The organism is Burkholderia sp. 3C (genome assembly GCF_054589155.1).
In genome coordinates this window covers 155,848-171,196 of record NZ_BAAILN010000012.1, presented here as the reverse complement: position 1 = coordinate 171,196, position 15,349 = coordinate 155,848, and the positions used below count along the sequence as shown (strand labels likewise).

Below are 15,349 nucleotides of genomic sequence, written 5' to 3'. Positions count from 1 at the left end.
CAGCGATAGCAGCGAGGGCGGCAAGGCTGGAGAGAGCAGAAAGGGCAGCGAGGCCGGAAAGCGCGGCGAGGGCAGCGAGGCCGGAGAGGGTGGCAACGGCGGCAACGGCAGCGACAGCGGCGGCCGGATCGAACCGGACGAGGAGGAGACGAAATGACGAATGGCACGGAACACGAACACGGCCAAGTGGGCGGCGATGAACCGGATACGCAGGACGACGGCGGGCTCGACCCGGTGATCGTCGCGGTGCTGGCTTGCCTGCGCGACGCGCTGACCGAAACGCCGGGGCGCGCGTGGTCGCTGGCGAAACTGAGCAAGCGCTCGCAGGTGCCGATGAGCACGTTGCGGCGCACGCTGACGCAACTCGATGGCGCGGGGCTGACGCACACCGAGATCGGCGAGGATGGCATCGGCCACGTGGCGCTCAGTGACGAGGGCGTGGCGTTGGCCGATGCGTTGTTTTCCGAGGGTGGCGGGGGGCCGGCTGGCGGCTGAAGCGCTGGAAGTGGCCTTTAGCGCCTTCAGTGCCTTCAGTGGCTGAAGCGACTGACACGACCGAGGCCCCTCCCACCCCCGATCAATCGCGCGTCCCCCCGGCCGCATCGCCTTCGCGATCGGCCTGCGCCTTCTTCTCCAGCACGAACTCGACAAACCGCGCCGCGGCCGGATCGCGCATCTCGATCGGATAAGCCAGGTGCAGCGGCGCCGAAAAACCGGCCGGATCGGCCAGCGGGCAAAACACGGCGCTGCGGTGGTCGTAGCGCTGCATCGAGGCCGGCACCAGCGTCACGCCCAGCCCGGCCGCCACCATATGGATGCCGGTCAGCATGCGCGGCACCTCGCGCGCCACGTGCGGCACGAAACCCTGGCTGCGGCAGGCGGCCAGGAAATCCGCATACATGCCCGGCGCGCCCGGCCGGCGTACCAGGATGAATTCCTCGTGTTCGAGCGCCTTCAGCGAAATGGCGGGCGGCTCGCCCTGCTTGCCCTGCATGCCCTCGAGTAGCCGGTGGCCCACCGGCAACACCACCACCATCGGTTCGTCGAGCAGCGGCTCGAACGCCACGCCGGGCAACGTATCCACCGGCTTGCGCAGAAACGCCACGTGCAGTTGCCCGTTCGACAGCCGCTCGCTCAGTTCGGCCGCGTTCAGCTCGGCCAGCGTGATCTCGATGCCGGGGTGATCGGCGCGAAACGCCCGGATCGCGTCGGTGGTCATCGGGTGGAAGCCGGCCGAACTGGTCAGCCCGACCGCGATCGTGCCCAGCTCGCCGCGCGCGATCCGTCGCGCGTGCGCCACACCTTGCTGCAGCGTGTCGAGCACCAGTTCGGCGCTTTGCGCGAACGCACGCCCGGCCGGCGTCAGTTCCACGCCGCGCGGCTGGCGCACGAACAGCTCGAAACCGATCTCTTCTTCCAGCAGGCGAATCTGCTGCGACAGCGGCGGCTGCTGCATCGCCAGCCGCTCGGCGGCGCGCGTGAACTGGCCTTCCTCGGCAACGGCAAGGAAGTAACGAAGGTGACGCAATTCCATCGGGACGGCTCCGGCAGGCAGGACGATCGAGCCATATTTCAGACATATGGCACTACAAGCGAATCGATATTTTACATCTGGTTTGGGACTCCCTAGGATTGCGCCTGACACATTGCAGCCTGATATGGCGGGGTTCTCCGGGCGACGGAGACGGCCATCGAAACATCGAAAACCACAACAAGGTCCAGGAGACACGAAGTGAAAAAGCACCACGCCGCAGCAGCCCTGCTGCTTGCCGGATGCGCGTCCGCTTACGCGCAGCAGGACGAAGTCGACGAAGCACTGCAACTCGCCACCGGCGGGGGCAGCGGCGGCAGCTCGGTGATGTTGTACGGCGTGGTGGACGTCAACGTCGAATACCTGAGCCATGCGAGCGCGCAAGGCGGCTCGCTGTTCCGGATGAATTCCGGCGGCATCCACAACTCGCGCTGGGGCGTGCGCGGCTCGGAAGACCTCGGCGGCGGCAATGCCGCGTGGTTCGTGCTCGAATCGGGCTTCAACAGCAACGACGGCACCCAGGCCACGGCGGGCACGCTGTTCAACCGCACCTCGGCGGTCGGCCTGTCGAACCGCACGTTCGGCTCGCTGTCGTTCGGCCTGCAATACACCCCGATGTACGACGTCCTGCTGCGCTACGACCCGATGCAGTTCTCGCCGCAATACACGTGGTTCCCGACCACCGGCTCGTCGAACGATTTCGCGTTCCGCGCGCGCAACAGCAACATGATCAAGTACGTGGGCAGCTTTGCCGGCATCACTGCGATCGCGGGCTACAGCTTCGGCGGCGATCCGACCTCGTTCCAGAGCAGCGCGGCCTACGGCGCCGGCCTCGATTACGACGGCGGCACGTTCGGCGTGGGCGTCGCCTACGACTACCGCAACGGCGCGATCAACACCACCGGCAACTTCACGAAGTCGCGCAACCTGAGCATCGCGTTCCGCCAGGACATCGGCCGCGGCCAGTTGCTGGCGGGCTACGAGCACTTCCTGACCAACCCGGCCACCACCAAGACGGCGTCGTCGGCGCAGGCGCTGTTCTTCGGCGGCGTGCGCTATCCGCTCGCGCGCAACCTGAAGGTGACGGCCGCCTATTACTACGATCAGGACAAGACGCCCGGCAACTCCAATACCTGGATGGGCGTGTTGAGCACGCAATACGCGCTGTCCAAGCGCACCTCGCTGTACGCGACCGTGGCCTACGCCCAGGCGACGCGCGGCAACAACGGCGCCTTCACGCCGGTCGGCACCACCGACAGCACGGCGTTCGGGCCGAACCAGACCGGCGTGACGCTCGGCATGTTCACGCGGTTCTGAGCACGCCGCACTCGCAGCACGGTTTTATTCGTCAGCAGTCGGGCCAGGGCCGTGCGATGCGCGGCCCGCGCCCTCAGGAGCAGTTCGCATGCAATCCGTACCGATCCTCACCCGCCTCGCGCGGCGCACCGGGCTGGCCATCGCGGCCGGCGCGCTGGCCACGATGGCCGGCTCCGCGCTGGCGGCTTCGGCGGCGACAGCCACCCCCGCCGCATCGACCGGGAGCGCCGCCACCGCTGCCGCTTCGGCCGCCGCCGCGCCGCACGTCTACAACGCGCACCTGCGCCCCGTCGCGCGGATCTCGGCGACGCGCATGCCGATCGCCACGCCGGCCGGCGCCGCGCAATTCCCGCTCTACCTGTCGCGCGACTGGAACCAGCCGCTGCCCGAGGTGACGCGCGCGGTGATCGTGATCCACGGCAAGCTGCGCAACGCCGACCGCTATTTCCACAGCGCCGAGCAGGGCCGCGACGCGGCCGCCGCGCAAGGCGCCGATGTGAGCGGCACGCTGCTGATCGCGCCGCAGTTCCTGGCCTCGCTCGACCTGGCCGGCCGCAGCGGTGAAGCCGGTGAAACCGACAATGCCGCGCTGCTGCGCTGGGACGCCAACGGCTGGATGGCCGGCGACGCCGCGCTCGCGCCGGTTGCGGTCAGCTCCTACACGGTGCTCGACACGATCGTCGAACGGCTGGCCGACCGCACGCGCTTTCCGAACCTGAAGACGGTGGTGTTCGCCGGCCATTCGGGCGGCGGCCAGGTGGTGCAGCGCTACGCGGTGGCGGCGCGCGAAACCGGCGTGCTGGCCCGCGCGGGCATCGCGCTGCGCTACGTGGTGTCGAGCCCGTCGTCGTATGCGTATTTCGATGCCGAGCGCCCCGGCGCCGACGGCAAGCCGGCCGCGTTCGACGCCGCCGCGTGCCCCGGCTTCGACGACTGGAAATACGGCATGGCCAGGCGCCCGCCGTACCTGGCCGATCGCACCGCCGCCCAGCTCGAATCGGCTTACGCGGCGCGGCAGGTCACGTACCTGGTGGGCGGCAACGACGACGATCCGCAGCAGAAGGCGCTCGACCAGAGCTGCCCGGCCGAGGCGCAAGGCCCGCAACGCCTCGCGCGCGCCGAAGCCTACTTCGGCTATCTGCAGGCGCGCCATCCGCAAGGCCTGAACCAGCATCTGCACGTGGTGCCCGGCGTGGGCCACAACGGCGCGAAAATGCTGACCTCGGCCTGCGCACTGGCCGCCATCTACGACACGCCGGGGTGCGGATCATGAGTCAAGCCAATTCAGCCAATCACGTGACCGAGGTTGCGCGCGACAGCGCGGCGGCGGAGTCTGCCGTGGCCGTGCGCATGTCGCCGTCGATGGTGCGCCGCGCGATCTTCGCGTCGGTGCTCGGCAACGGCCTGGAATGGTTCGACTTCCTGATCTACGGCTATTTCTCGAAGATCATCGCGCAGGTGTTCTTCCCGTCCGGCAACGGGCTGGTGTCGCTGATGCTGACGCTGGCCACGTTCGCGGTGGGCTTTTTCGTGCGACCGCTGGGCGGCATCCTGCTCGGCGTGTATGCCGACCGCGCCGGCCGCAGCCGCGCGCTGTCGCTGCTGATCATCTCGATGGCCGGCAGCACGCTGCTGATGGGGCTGACGCCCGGCTACGCGCAGATCGGCTACGCCGCGCCCGCGCTGGTGATCCTGGCGCGCGTGCTGCAGGGGCTGTCGGTGGGCGGGCAGTTCGCCACCGCCTCGGCGATGCTGGTGGAATACGCGCCGCCGGGCCGCAAGATGTTCTACGGCAGCTTCAACATGACGGCGCAGTCGTTCGCGCTGCTGCTGTCGTCGGCCGCGGGCTATCTGCTGACCACGCGGCTGTCGCATGCCTCGCTGGTGGAGTGGGGCTGGCGCGTGCCGTTCCTGTGCGGCGCGCTGGCCGGCCCGCTCGGTTTCTACATCCGTCACAAGGTGGCCGAATCGCCGGAGTTCCAGCAACTGCGCGCGGAAAGCGCCGGCGAGCGCCCGAAGGTGCCGCTGCGCACGTTCTTCCGCGACAACGGCCGCGCCGCGCTGTGCGCGATGGGCGTGATCGCGGTGGGCGCGGCCACCAACTATGTGTGGCACTCCTATCTGGCCGTGTACGTCGAGCGCCAGTTGCACCTGCCGTTGCAGGTCGCGCTGCGCGGGGCGTTCTTCTCGGGCCTGCTGAATCTGTTCCTGTTCCCGCTGTCGGGGCGTCTGGCCGACCGCTACGGGCCGTACCGGCTGTTCTATCCGATCACGATCGCCTGGATGCTGTGCGCGTATCCGCTGTTCGTGTTCGTGGTGTCCGCGCCGTCGGCCGAGCGCCTGTTGATCGCGCAACTGATTTCCACCGTGTTTCTCGCGGCGATGTCGGGCGCCCACCCGGGCATGCTCGCGACGCTGTTCCCGGTGCGCAGCCGTTCGTCCGGCGTGGCGCTCTCGTACAACGTCGCGGTCACGCTGTTCGGCGGGCTCGCGCCGTTCACCATCACCGGGCTGACGTCGCTGACGGGCAGCAGCCTGACCCCCGCGTTCTATCTGATCTTTGCCGGCTTCGTCTCGCTCGCCCTGGTCGGGCTGTCCCGTCGCGGACACCCCGAACTCGGCGCCGACGCAGCGGCCACCACGAGGACCCCCGCTTGAGCACCGTGCCCGACCACGCCCACGACGAACGCGCGCCGAACGAACGGCCCGTCGATGTCATCGCGCCGCAACACCTGACCGTCAACGCACCGGCCGGCACCGGCATCGTGCCGCTGTTCGCCACCGGCGAATGGAATGCCTCGCAGCCTGACGTCACGACCGCCGTGATCCTGCTGCACGGCCGGCTGCGCAATGCCGACGCGTATTTCCGCTTCGCCCATCGCGCCCGCGCCGCGGCCGGCCGCAACTCGAACGACACGGTGCTGCTGGTGCCGCAGTTCCTCGCCCAGGCCGACGTGGAAGCGCACCGGCTGCCGGCCTCCACGCTGTGCTGGGACTGGACCGGCTGGATGGGCGGCGGCGAGGCGCTGGCGCCCGCACCGGTCAGCTCGTTCGACGTGCTCGACGCGTTGCTCGCGGCGCTCGCCGACCGCGCCACGTTCCCCGCGCTGCGCGAAGTGGTGGTGGCCGGCCATTCGGGCGGCGGCCAGGTCGCGCAGCGCTACGCGGTGCTGGCACGCGGCGAGGCGGCGTTGAGCGCGCAGGGCGTGGCGCTGCGCTACGTGATTGCGAATCCGTCGTCCTACGTGTATTTCGACCGGCTGCGCCCCGATGCCGACGGCGGCTTCTCGCCGTTCGACGGCGCGCGCTGCACCGGCTTCAACGACTGGAAATACGGCCTCGACGCGCTGCCCGCCTATGCGAGCGAGCAGCCCGCCGCCGCCGAGCCGGGCGCGTTCGAGCGCGGCTATCTGGAACGCGACGTGACCGTGTTGCTCGGCGAGCGCGACTGCGATCCCGAACACCCGGCGCTGGACCGCTCGTGCGCGGCGATGACGCAAGGCGAGCACCGGCTCGGGCGCGGCCTGGCCTATGCCCGCTATATCGCCTCGCGCGGCGCGGCCGGCTGCACCCATGAAACGCACCGGATTCCGGGCGCGGGCCACGACGCCGATGCGGTGTTCGGCTCGCCCGCCGGCATCGCGGCGCTGTTCGGCAACACCACGCGCGAAGCCTGAGCGGCGCACGGAGCCCGCGCGAGCGGGTTCCACGAATCATCACGAATCAGCAGGCAGCACCCCGGACGCGAATCCGGAACATATCCAAGAAAATCAGGAGACCGTATGAATTTGCGCAGCCCGAACTCCACCCCGGATCGACTCGCCGTGCCTGGCGCGACGGTCCGGCGCGCCGCTTCGTCACGTGTGCCGGCCGCGCTGGTCGCGCTGGCGCTGCCCGCGATCGCGCCTGCCGTGCACGCGCAATCGTGCGACAACCAGGCCCTGCCGGGCGGCGCGGCCTGCGTGTCGACGGTGGCCGCCGGCCAGACCGTCAACGGCACCACCATCAACAACGGCGGCCAGCAGACGGTGCGCGGCACGGCGGTGGGCGCGACCGTCTCGTCGGGCGGCACGCAAACCATTTCATCGGGCGGCGGCACCACCAACACGCAGCTCGCGGGCGGGCGGCAGGTGGTGTCGCGCGGCGGCGTGGCGACCGGCACCGTGATCGGCAACGACGGGCTGCAGACGGTGTTCTCGGCCGGTTCGACGGTCAGCACGGTGGTGTCGTCGGGCGGCACGCAGTACATATCGGCGGGCGGCGTGGCGACCGGCACCACGGTGGTGTCGGGCGGCAGCTTCGGCGTGTCGCGCGGCGGCCTGGCCAGCGGCTCGGTGGTCGGCACGGGTGGCCTGATGCGCATCTATTCGGGCGGGCAGGCCAACGACAGCGTGGTGACGGGCGGCAAGCAATACGTGTCGGCCGGCGGCTCGGCCGTCGGCACGGTGGTCAGCGCCGGTTCGCAAGTGGTGTTCACCGGCGGCGCGACCACCTCGACGGTGGTCAACGGCGGCATCCAGCTCGTGTCGAGCGGCGGCCTGGCCACCGGCACGCAGGTCAACGCGGGCGGCGCGCAAACGGTGCTGCTCGGCGGCTCGGCCGCGCAGAGCACGGTGGCGGCCGGCGGCAACCTGACGGTCGACGTGGGCGGCAACACGGCGGCGGGGCCGGTGGCCGCGCAGACGCTGGCCGGCGTGGTGCTGGCCGGCGGCACGCTGACGCTCGACGAAGCCGCCACCGACTTGCTGACCGGCAACGCTGCGGTGTCCGCCGGCACGCTCGCGATGCAGGGCGGCACGGTGGCGTTCGCCGCGCCGAAGGGCGGCGGCTTCAAGACGCTGAGCGTCGGGCAACTGTCGGGCAGCGGCCAGTTCGTGCTGAATACCAACGTCGGCGCGGGGCAGGCCGACCGGCTGGTGGTGGCGCAGGGCACCGGCGCGTATTCGCTGTCGGTGCATGACGGCAGCACCACGGCCGCGGCCGCCAACGCGCGCGTGCAGCTCGTGCAGGCGGCCGGCACCAGCGCGACGTTCACGCTGGCGGGCGGCGGCAACGGCATCGACGTGGGCGCCTACAAGTTCGCGTTGCAGGACGACGGCGGCAACTACTTCCTGGCCAATACCGGCCGCACCAGCGACATCGCCTCGGTCGCGCAGGCCGCGGCGGCCACCACGCCGATGCTCTGGTATCAGCAGCTCGAAACGACGTTCTCGTATCTCGGCGACCTGCGCGGCGGCGCGGGCGACGGCGGCGGCCTGTGGGTTCGCGCCTATGACCAGCGCCTGAAGACCAACCCGGGCGGCACCGCGACCGATTCGACGCTGTACGGCGCGCAGATCGGCCGCGACTGGGCCTTTGCCACGCACGCGGGCACGGTGCACGTGGGCGCGACGGGCGGCTACGCGGAAGCGAACGAGAGCTTCGACGGCCTCGGCAACGGCACCGCGCGGCCCTGGAATATCGGCGCCTACGCGGGCATCGACACGCCGTCGGGCCTGTTCGCGGATACCGTGGTGCGCTACCTCGGCTTCAAGCAATCGCTCGGCGTCACCACCTCGGGCAACCAGGCCACCGGCGGCTACGCGCAATCAGGCTTCGCGTTGTCGATCGACGCCGGCAAGCGCTGGCAGCTCGGCGGGCGCTGGTGGGCCGAGCCGCGCGTCGAGGCCACCTGGCAGCACGACGGTGCGGTGTCCTATCAAACCTCGCTCGGCACGCCGATCGTGCTGCAATCGAAATCGGTGGTGTTCGGCGGCGCGGGCGCGCGGGTCGGCGCGTCGTTCGCGGTGGGCGACCTGAAGCTCGACCCGTATGTCGGCGTGGAGGCCATGCACGTGTTCAACGCGGGGCTGAACGACACGATCGGCGGCACCGCGCTGACCGCCGCGCTGCCGAAGACCTGGATCAACGCCGATCTCGGCGTGGGCGCGACGCTCACGCGCCACGTGCGGGCCTGGGGCGCGTTCGGTTACGGCAAGGGCCACGATTATTCGCAACCGTGGTCGGTGACGGTGGGGCTGCGCTATGTCGACTGAACTCGATACGCTGGCCGCGCGCCGCACGTCGTCGATCATCGAGGCGGCGTTGTCCGCGGTGTCCGCGTCGGGCATGGCGGCGGGCAATGCGGCTGGCGATGTGGCGGGCAAGGCGATGGGCAATGTGACTGGCAAGGCGTCGAGTGTCGCGGCGCCCGATGGCTTGGCGGGTCTGCCGCGCCAAACGGCGGCCGATATGCCGATCCCGGCCGCCGTGCCTGCCGTTGCACCGGTTGTTGCTGTTGCATCAGCCCTTGCACCGGCGGCGTCGCTGGCGCCTGCCGCCGTGCCGGTCGCGTTCGCCGCGCCGCTGGCCCCGGCTGGCTCCGCCGCGCTGGTCGACACCGTGCCGACCGCGATCGTCGATCCCGGCCCGCCGGTGCTCGAAGGGCCGCACGGCATCCGCTACGACTTCAACTACGGCTGCCGCGTGCAGGTGCCGCCCGGTTCGTGGCAGGTGCGCCTGCTCGATACCGACGCCGACGTGGTGCTGTTCGACGAGCCGGTGGACGACGGCATCGTCAGCAGCACGAAGCGCTATTTCGTGCGCTTTCGCATCGAGGTGCTGCGCGACGGCGAGCTGGTGTTCGAGCACGACTACGACGCGCGCGACCGGCAGGTCTACATGCGTCTGCCGGTCGGCACGCTCGGCGACATCCTCGCCTGGTTCCCCTACGTCGACGAATTCCGCCGCACCCACGGTTGCCGCGTGGCGGTGTCGATGGGCGCGGCGCTGTGGTCGCTGTTCGAGGATGCCTATCCCGACCTCGAATACGTGCGCCCCGAGGACGAGGCCGCCGTGCTGGCGCGCAGCTACGCGAGCTACTACCTCGGCATCTTCTTCCCGTGCGACGACCGCACGCATCAGCCGACCGATTTCCGCGTCAGCGGCCTGCAGAAGACGATCCCGTACCTGCTCGGCCTGATGGCCGTGGAGCGCCGCCCGCGCATCGGCGTGCGCGACACCACGCGCCAGATCGCCGAGCCTTACGTGGTGATCGCGGCGCAATCGTCGTCGCAATGCAAGTACTGGAATCACCCGACCGGCTGGTACGAACTGGTGAAGTTCCTGAAGGCGAGCGGCTACCGCGTGCTCTGCATCGACAAGCAGCCGGCGCATGGCGAAAAGCTGATGTGGAATCTGATCCCGTACGGCAGCGAGGATTTCACCGGCGACCTGCCGTTGCAGCAGCGCGCGAGCCTGCTGCTGCACGCCGATTTCTTCATCGGGCTGTCGAGCGGGCTGTCGTGGCTGGCCTGGGCGCTCGGCAAGCCGGTGGTCATGATCAGCGGCTTCACGCACCCGATGAACGAGTTCGAGACGCCGTACCGCGTGATCAACTTCCACGTCTGCAACAGCTGCTGGAACGACACGTCGATCGAGTTCGATCACCTCGACTTCGCGTGGTGTCCGCGCCATGCGGGCACCGACCGGCAGTTCGAATGCTCGCGCACCATCACGCCGGGGCAGGTGATCCGCACGGTCAAGAGCCTGATGACGAATCTCGATCTCGATCCGCGCCGGGCCGCCGCGCCGGTGGCAACCGACGTGCCGATGGCGCCGGCCGCCTGAATTTCCGGGCGCGTCGGCGGGAACGGGGCGCGGCGCAAGCCTATACTTGCGTTTCGTCCTGTTCCTTGTTCCCTATTGCCGCTTGCCCGAGTCACGCCGTGTCGAATTCCCCGCAACCTCCCGCTTCCGCCGCTGTTTCCATTTCCGCCGCCGATACCCAGCCGGCCGCTTCCCCCGCCGATCCGCGTCCGGAGGCCCCCGTGCCGCCCGAACTCGAGGATTGCTGCCAATCCGGCTGCGCGCCCTGCATTTTCGATATGTACGACGACGCGCTCGCCCAATACAAGGCGGACCTGGCGCAATGGCTCGAACGCCATCCCGAGGCGCGGTCCGCCTGAGCGGGGGCGCCGGGTCGGAGCGTTGGAGAAGGGAAGTGGGGAAGGGCGCCGCCGAGGTGCGAACCGGGGCTGCTTGATGCGAATCGGCGCGCTTTTCAGTGCAACCGTCGGCCCGATACTCAGCCCGATACTCAGCCCGATTCGGTGAGCGTCGGCGCGATCGCCCGTCCGATTTCCAGCGCGATTTCCAGTCTGATCATCGGCCCGATTTCCAGACCCGCAATCAGCGCCTTGATCAGCGCAATATTCAGCGCAATATTCAGCGCGACTCGGCCCGATACACGCCGCCCGTCTGTTCCGCGCGCAACTGATAGCCGCGCCTGGCGAACAGATAGCCGGTGCGCACGATCATCACGCCGATCAGCGTGGCCGCCAGCTCGTCGAGACGCGGCAGCCCGGCGCGCGCGCCGGCCAGCGCCAGGGTGGCGACCAGCAGCGTGAGGGCGTCGGTGCGGATGTGCCAGGCGCTCGCCTCAATCAACGCCGCGCCGCCGATCGCGCGCGCACGGCGCAGCATCCAGCGCGACAGCGTTTCCTTGCCCGCCAGCGCGATCGCCAGCACTGCGAACGACAACGCATCGGGCGTCACGTCGCTCGGGGAGCCGAGGTCGGTGGTGGCGCTCCATACCATCTGCGCGCCGGTGGCGAGCAGCAGCACGCCGAGGCCCAGCAGCGCGAACGGCTCGTAGGTCGGGCGCTGTTCGGGCGGCAGCTTCGCGTCGAGCCGGCACGCCACCAGCAGCAGCGCATCGGCCAGCAGATCGACCGCCGCATGCACCGTATCGGCGAAGATCCCCGACGAATGCGCGGCATAGGCGGCACCGGCCTGCGCGGCCATCAGCACCAGGTTGACGACGAGGCTCGTCGTCAGCACACGGCTGGTGATCGCATGAACGGATTGGGACGCGCGCGCTGAACTCGGCATGGAGGCGTGGGGAGTGTTCTGCTTGAATGAAGCAGGACTCTATCGGCCGGAAATGGCAGACCTGTGACAAATGGGGTAACGGCGGCCCGCGAACGGAAATGGGCCGAACGCCGCGAGGCGCGCCGGGCGTGGGGGCGGGAATGTCCCGACGCACCGGAGCGGCCGGTGTCACATGCGTGTCACAGGCGGCGGATTGCAGCCTGCCGCACGCACGTGGGCGGGAACCGCAAGGGCGTAAAAAACGACGGCCCGCGCAACGTGGAAGCGTTACGCGGGCGCCGTGGGGAGCGGCATCGAACCACGATGCCGTGACAGGGACGGGCTTGCTTAATTCGTTGCGGACGCAACCGCCGCGCCGGCATCCATCAGGCCGGCGCCCGGCGCCATCGCCGTGCACGCCGACGAGGACGTGACCGCGATCTGCGAGGGGCGGGCCGTGGCGATCAGCTTCTGCGAGATCTGCGCGGGCGTCAGGTTCGGGTTGAGCGCCAGCATCAGGCTCGCCACGCCGGCCACTTGCGGTGCGGCCAGGCTGGTGCCGCTGTTGGTCTGATACGTGTCGCTGCCCGGGCTGGTGGTGCCGGTGTTGCTGGTCGACAGGATCGTCGAGCCCGGCGCGCTCACCGTGATTTCCGGGCTGTAGTTGCTGTACCAGGCGCGCTTGCCGGTCGAATCGGTCGCGCCGACGGCGACCACGCCGGTGCAGTTCGCAGGGCGATCCTGGCCGTTGGCGAGGCCGTCGTTGCCGGCTGCCACCACCACCGTCACGCCGCGCGCGATCACGTCGTTGATGGCCGACTGGAACGTGCTGCCGCACGGGCCGCTGCCGCCGAGGCTCAGGTTGATGACCTTGGCCGGGGTGGGGTTGTCGGCCACGCCCGACACCGAGATGCCGGCCGCCCAGCGCATCGCGTCGGCGATGTCGCTGGTGGTGCCGCCGCACTTGCCGAGCACGCGCACCGGCTGGATCTTGCCGAACCAGCTCGCGCCCGCGATGCCGGTGCCGTTGTTGCCGACCGCGCCGATCAGGCCGGCCACCTGCGTGCCGTGCCAGCTGCTGTTGCTCGGCGCGCTCGCGCAGTTGTAGAACGGGCTGGTCGAATCGTTCAGCTCGGCCTGCGTGACCCAGTCGCCCGGATCGGTCGCGTCGGCGCTGCGGCCGTGGCCGTTGTTGCCGGTGTTCACGTCGGTGATGAAGTCGTAGCCGGCCACCAGGTTGGCGGCGATGTCGGTGTGCGGGCGGTAGCCGGTGTCGAGCACGGCGGTCACCACGGTCGATGCGCCGGTGGTCAGGCTCCAGGCGGCCGGCATGTTGGTGCCGGTCGCGGTGCTGAAGTCGTTCCATTGCTGCGCGTAGCTCGGATCGTTCGGCGTGACCGTCGTGGCGCTGGCGAACAGGCGGCGGTCCGGTTCGGCGTAGGCCACGTCGCTGTCGACGGCGAATGCCTGCGCCAGCGTGTTGGCGTCGGTGCTCGACACGCGCTTGCCGAGCGACACCACGGCCGAGCCGTCCGACATGGTGCGCTCGAGCTGCACGTTGTCGAAGCTCGGCAGCGCGGCGGTGCTGCCGCCGGTGCTGGTTGCGGCGAGGATGCTGGCCTTCGAGCGTTGCGTGTTCCATTGCGTCAGCACGCGGCTGATCACGTTGCCCACGCGCGCCGGATCGGCGGCGGTGGACGCGGCGGCCAGCGTGCGGGCGCCGTTGCTGCTGGTCGAGGCGGAAGCCGAGGCGAGCTTGACGATCAGGTGATCGACCGGTGCCTCGAACGCGCTCAAAGACACCAGCGACGGCGTGGCCGTCGAGTTGCCGTCGGTCGTCGTGCTGGACGTGGTGCTGCTGCTGGTGGTGGTCGAGGCCGTGGCGGCTTGCGAGGAGGCCAGGGCCGTGGTGCACATCGCGGAGTTGTTCGACGAGGTGCCGGAGGACGAACCCGAGGTGGATGCCGTGGTGCCGCTGCTGGTACCGTTGCCGGCCGCGGCCGACGCGGTGGGCGTATCACCGCCGCCGCCACCGCCGCAACCGGCAATCACGGATGCGATCAACGTCATCGAAACGACGGTGGCCAGCGTACGAATCTGACCCGGGCGGAACTGGGCGGGGTTGAAGCGCTCGATATTCATGTCGTGACTCATTCTTTGTGTTCGCAACCGCCATCCCGCGGTCAGGGGGACCGCCTGGCAACGTGGCTACACGACACCCCGGTCGCGTTCGCCGCCATCGTCGCGATGGAAGGCCGGTCCGTTTCTCCCGCTGCGCTGACGCGTGCAGCAAGAGCTTCTGTTCCGGGTAACGGCGCGCGTTCACAATTCTTAATAGTTGCCTGTAAAAGCTTGGCATCCGAAATGATCGGAATCCTTGCGGGGACGGATCGCAATCCCGGAAATGCATGAATGAGTTCTGATCGATCGTTTGAATAGCGGCTTGTAAACCCCGTACATCAAGGGATTCGTATTTGTCATATGAATTTGGATAACTAAGAAATGCGCCAAGTAAGTTTTGAAAGTCCGGTTTGGAGGCGGGGAATCATCTGATCGAAGCCGAATCGAAAAGTCTGAATTGAGGGCGCGGCGAGCGGGCCAGGCAGGCCGTTTTGCTTCGCCATGCCAAGCGAATTGATCGAGAGGAACGCACCACTATGACTGCAAGCCATTCGTATGGAATGAACCGTTTCAAGGCCGCGCTCGCGGCGCGGCGCCAGCAGGTCGGCTTCTGGGTGTCGATGGCCGAGCCCTATCTGTCGGAGATCACCGCGACGGCCGGTTTCGACTGGCTGCTGATCGACGGCGAGCACGCGCCGAACGACGTGCGCAGCATCGTCGGGCAGTTGCAGGCCGTGGCACCCTATCGCGCCGAGGCGGTGGTGCGGCCGGTGGAGGGCCATGCCGCGCTGATCAAGCAGTTGCTCGACGCGGGCGCGCGCACCTTGCTGGTGCCGATGGTCGAAACCGCCGAGCAGGCGAGCGCGCTGGTGGCGGCGGTGCGCTACCCGCCGCGCGGCGTGCGGGGCGTGGGCAGTGCGGTGGCGCGCGCCTCGCGCTGGAACCAGCGCACCGATTACCTCGATCTGGCCGACGAGGAAATCTGCCTGCTGGTGCAGGCCGAAAGTGCCACCGCGCTGGCGAACCTGGAGGCGATCTGCGCCGTCGACGGCGTGGACGGCGTGTTCATCGGGCCGGCGGACCTGGCCGCGTCGATGGGGCATCGCGGCAACCCGCGCCATGCCGACGTGCAGTTCGCGATCGACGACGCCATCGCGCGCATCGTGCGCAGCGGCAAGGCGGCCGGCACGCTGACCGACGATGCGACGCTCGCGCGTCATTACCTGTCGCTCGGTTGCCTGTTCGTGGCGGTGGGCGTGGACGTGCTGCTCTACGCGAACGCGGTGCGCGCGGTGGCCAACACGTTCGGCGTGGGGCCGTCCGATCGCGAACGTTGACCCCGGCGGGCGCGAAACGCAGCCGGGGCGCGTGCGTTGAACGTCGCGCGCATTACCGGTGTAATGCGCCGCGATCGGTTGCGGGCGGGGCCGGCGGCCGATCTGCCCGCATCGCGCCGCGGCACGGAAAGATGCGGTAAGACGCCGAAATTGCATCTGCGGGCACAACTTCCTAAAGTGAAGCGCACTCTTT

Annotated in this window: 12 protein-coding genes; 9 read left to right on the top strand and 3 right to left on the bottom strand. The window is 69.2% G+C overall.

What is annotated here, in order from left to right:
- The first annotated feature begins 153 nt into the window (after nt 1–153).
- Complete coding sequence (locus ACYP33_RS01870) at nt 154–495, top strand: ArsR family transcriptional regulator (RefSeq protein ID WP_459619346.1); 342 nt, start codon at nt 154–156, stop codon at nt 493–495.
- A gap of 82 nt (nt 496–577) precedes the next feature.
- On the opposite strand, the gene ACYP33_RS01865 is transcribed toward ACYP33_RS01870, so the two are convergent.
- A complete protein-coding gene (locus ACYP33_RS01865; protein ID WP_414447368.1) occupies nt 578–1,534 on the bottom strand; it encodes a LysR family transcriptional regulator in 957 nt (318 codons plus the stop codon).
- A 198-nt stretch (nt 1,535–1,732) separates the two neighbouring features.
- Between ACYP33_RS01865 and ACYP33_RS01860 the strand changes: the two genes are divergently transcribed.
- The 7 genes from ACYP33_RS01860 to ACYP33_RS01830 all read left to right on the top strand — a co-directional run bounded on the left by ACYP33_RS01860 (nt 1,733) and on the right by ACYP33_RS01830 (nt 10,794).
- Entirely contained in the window at nt 1,733–2,848 is a 1,116-nt protein-coding gene (locus ACYP33_RS01860; RefSeq protein WP_459619344.1) for a porin, read from the top strand.
- A 163-nt stretch (nt 2,849–3,011) separates the two neighbouring features.
- Nucleotides 3,012–4,121 (top strand): alpha/beta hydrolase, encoded by a 1,110-nt coding sequence (locus ACYP33_RS01855; protein ID WP_414449176.1) that lies wholly within the window; start codon nt 3,012–3,014, stop codon nt 4,119–4,121.
- A 77-nt stretch (nt 4,122–4,198) separates the two neighbouring features.
- Entirely contained in the window at nt 4,199–5,506 is a 1,308-nt protein-coding gene (locus ACYP33_RS01850) for an MFS transporter (protein ID WP_414449177.1), read from the top strand.
- Nucleotides 5,503–6,525, top strand: a complete 1,023-nt coding sequence (locus ACYP33_RS01845; RefSeq protein ID WP_459619342.1) for an alpha/beta fold hydrolase — start codon at nt 5,503–5,505, stop codon at nt 6,523–6,525. Before ACYP33_RS01850 ends, ACYP33_RS01845 begins: the two co-directional genes overlap by 4 nt.
- A gap of 105 nt (nt 6,526–6,630) precedes the next feature.
- Nucleotides 6,631–8,883, top strand: a complete 2,253-nt coding sequence (locus ACYP33_RS01840; protein WP_459619341.1) for an autotransporter outer membrane beta-barrel domain-containing protein — start codon at nt 6,631–6,633, stop codon at nt 8,881–8,883.
- Nucleotides 8,873–10,456 carry an autotransporter strand-loop-strand O-heptosyltransferase gene (locus ACYP33_RS01835; RefSeq protein ID WP_459619339.1) on the top strand — a complete coding sequence of 528 codons (1,584 nt, stop codon included), beginning with the start codon at nt 8,873–8,875 and terminating at the stop codon, nt 10,454–10,456. Before ACYP33_RS01840 ends, ACYP33_RS01835 begins: the two co-directional genes overlap by 11 nt.
- Before the next feature lie 98 nt (nt 10,457–10,554).
- The gene (locus ACYP33_RS01830) at nt 10,555–10,794 is read left to right on the top strand and encodes an oxidoreductase-like domain-containing protein (RefSeq protein WP_414447373.1); all 240 of its coding nucleotides are present in this window, start codon (nt 10,555–10,557) and stop codon (nt 10,792–10,794) included.
- A gap of 259 nt (nt 10,795–11,053) precedes the next feature.
- Here the strand turns inward: ACYP33_RS01830 and ACYP33_RS01825 are convergent, their stop codons facing one another.
- Entirely contained in the window at nt 11,054–11,719 is a 666-nt protein-coding gene (locus tag ACYP33_RS01825) for a cation diffusion facilitator family transporter (protein WP_414447374.1), read from the bottom strand.
- A 327-nt stretch (nt 11,720–12,046) separates the two neighbouring features.
- Entirely contained in the window at nt 12,047–13,840 is a 1,794-nt protein-coding gene (locus ACYP33_RS01820) for a S8 family peptidase (protein WP_459619396.1), read from the bottom strand.
- 515 nt (nt 13,841–14,355) lie between these two features.
- On the opposite strand from ACYP33_RS01820, the gene hpaI reads away from it, so the two are divergent.
- Nucleotides 14,356–15,156 carry a 4-hydroxy-2-oxoheptanedioate aldolase gene (gene hpaI, locus ACYP33_RS01815; protein ID WP_414447375.1) on the top strand — a complete coding sequence of 267 codons (801 nt, stop codon included), beginning with the start codon at nt 14,356–14,358 and terminating at the stop codon, nt 15,154–15,156.
- Nucleotides 15,157–15,349: the final 193 nt, after the last annotated feature.

Excerpts from the sequence above, each read along its gene's own strand:
- hpaI (WP_414447375.1), top strand. The coding sequence starts at position 14,356 with ATGACTGCAAGCCATTCGTATGGAATGAACCGTTTCAAGGCCGCGCTC.
- ACYP33_RS01825 (WP_414447374.1), bottom strand. The coding sequence starts at position 11,719 with ATGCCGAGTTCAGCGCGCGCGTCCCAATCCGTTCATGCGATCACCAGC.
- ACYP33_RS01870 (WP_459619346.1), top strand. The coding sequence starts at position 154 with ATGACGAATGGCACGGAACACGAACACGGCCAAGTGGGCGGCGATGAA.
- ACYP33_RS01850 (WP_414449177.1), top strand. The coding sequence starts at position 4,199 with ATGTCGCCGTCGATGGTGCGCCGCGCGATCTTCGCGTCGGTGCTCGGC.
- ACYP33_RS01840 (WP_459619341.1), top strand. The coding sequence starts at position 6,631 with ATGAATTTGCGCAGCCCGAACTCCACCCCGGATCGACTCGCCGTGCCT.
- ACYP33_RS01855 (WP_414449176.1), top strand. The coding sequence starts at position 3,012 with ATGGCCGGCTCCGCGCTGGCGGCTTCGGCGGCGACAGCCACCCCCGCC.
- ACYP33_RS01865 (WP_414447368.1), bottom strand. The coding sequence starts at position 1,534 with ATGGAATTGCGTCACCTTCGTTACTTCCTTGCCGTTGCCGAGGAAGGC.
- ACYP33_RS01835 (WP_459619339.1), top strand. The coding sequence starts at position 8,873 with ATGTCGACTGAACTCGATACGCTGGCCGCGCGCCGCACGTCGTCGATC.
- ACYP33_RS01820 (WP_459619396.1), bottom strand. The coding sequence starts at position 13,840 with ATGAATATCGAGCGCTTCAACCCCGCCCAGTTCCGCCCGGGTCAGATT.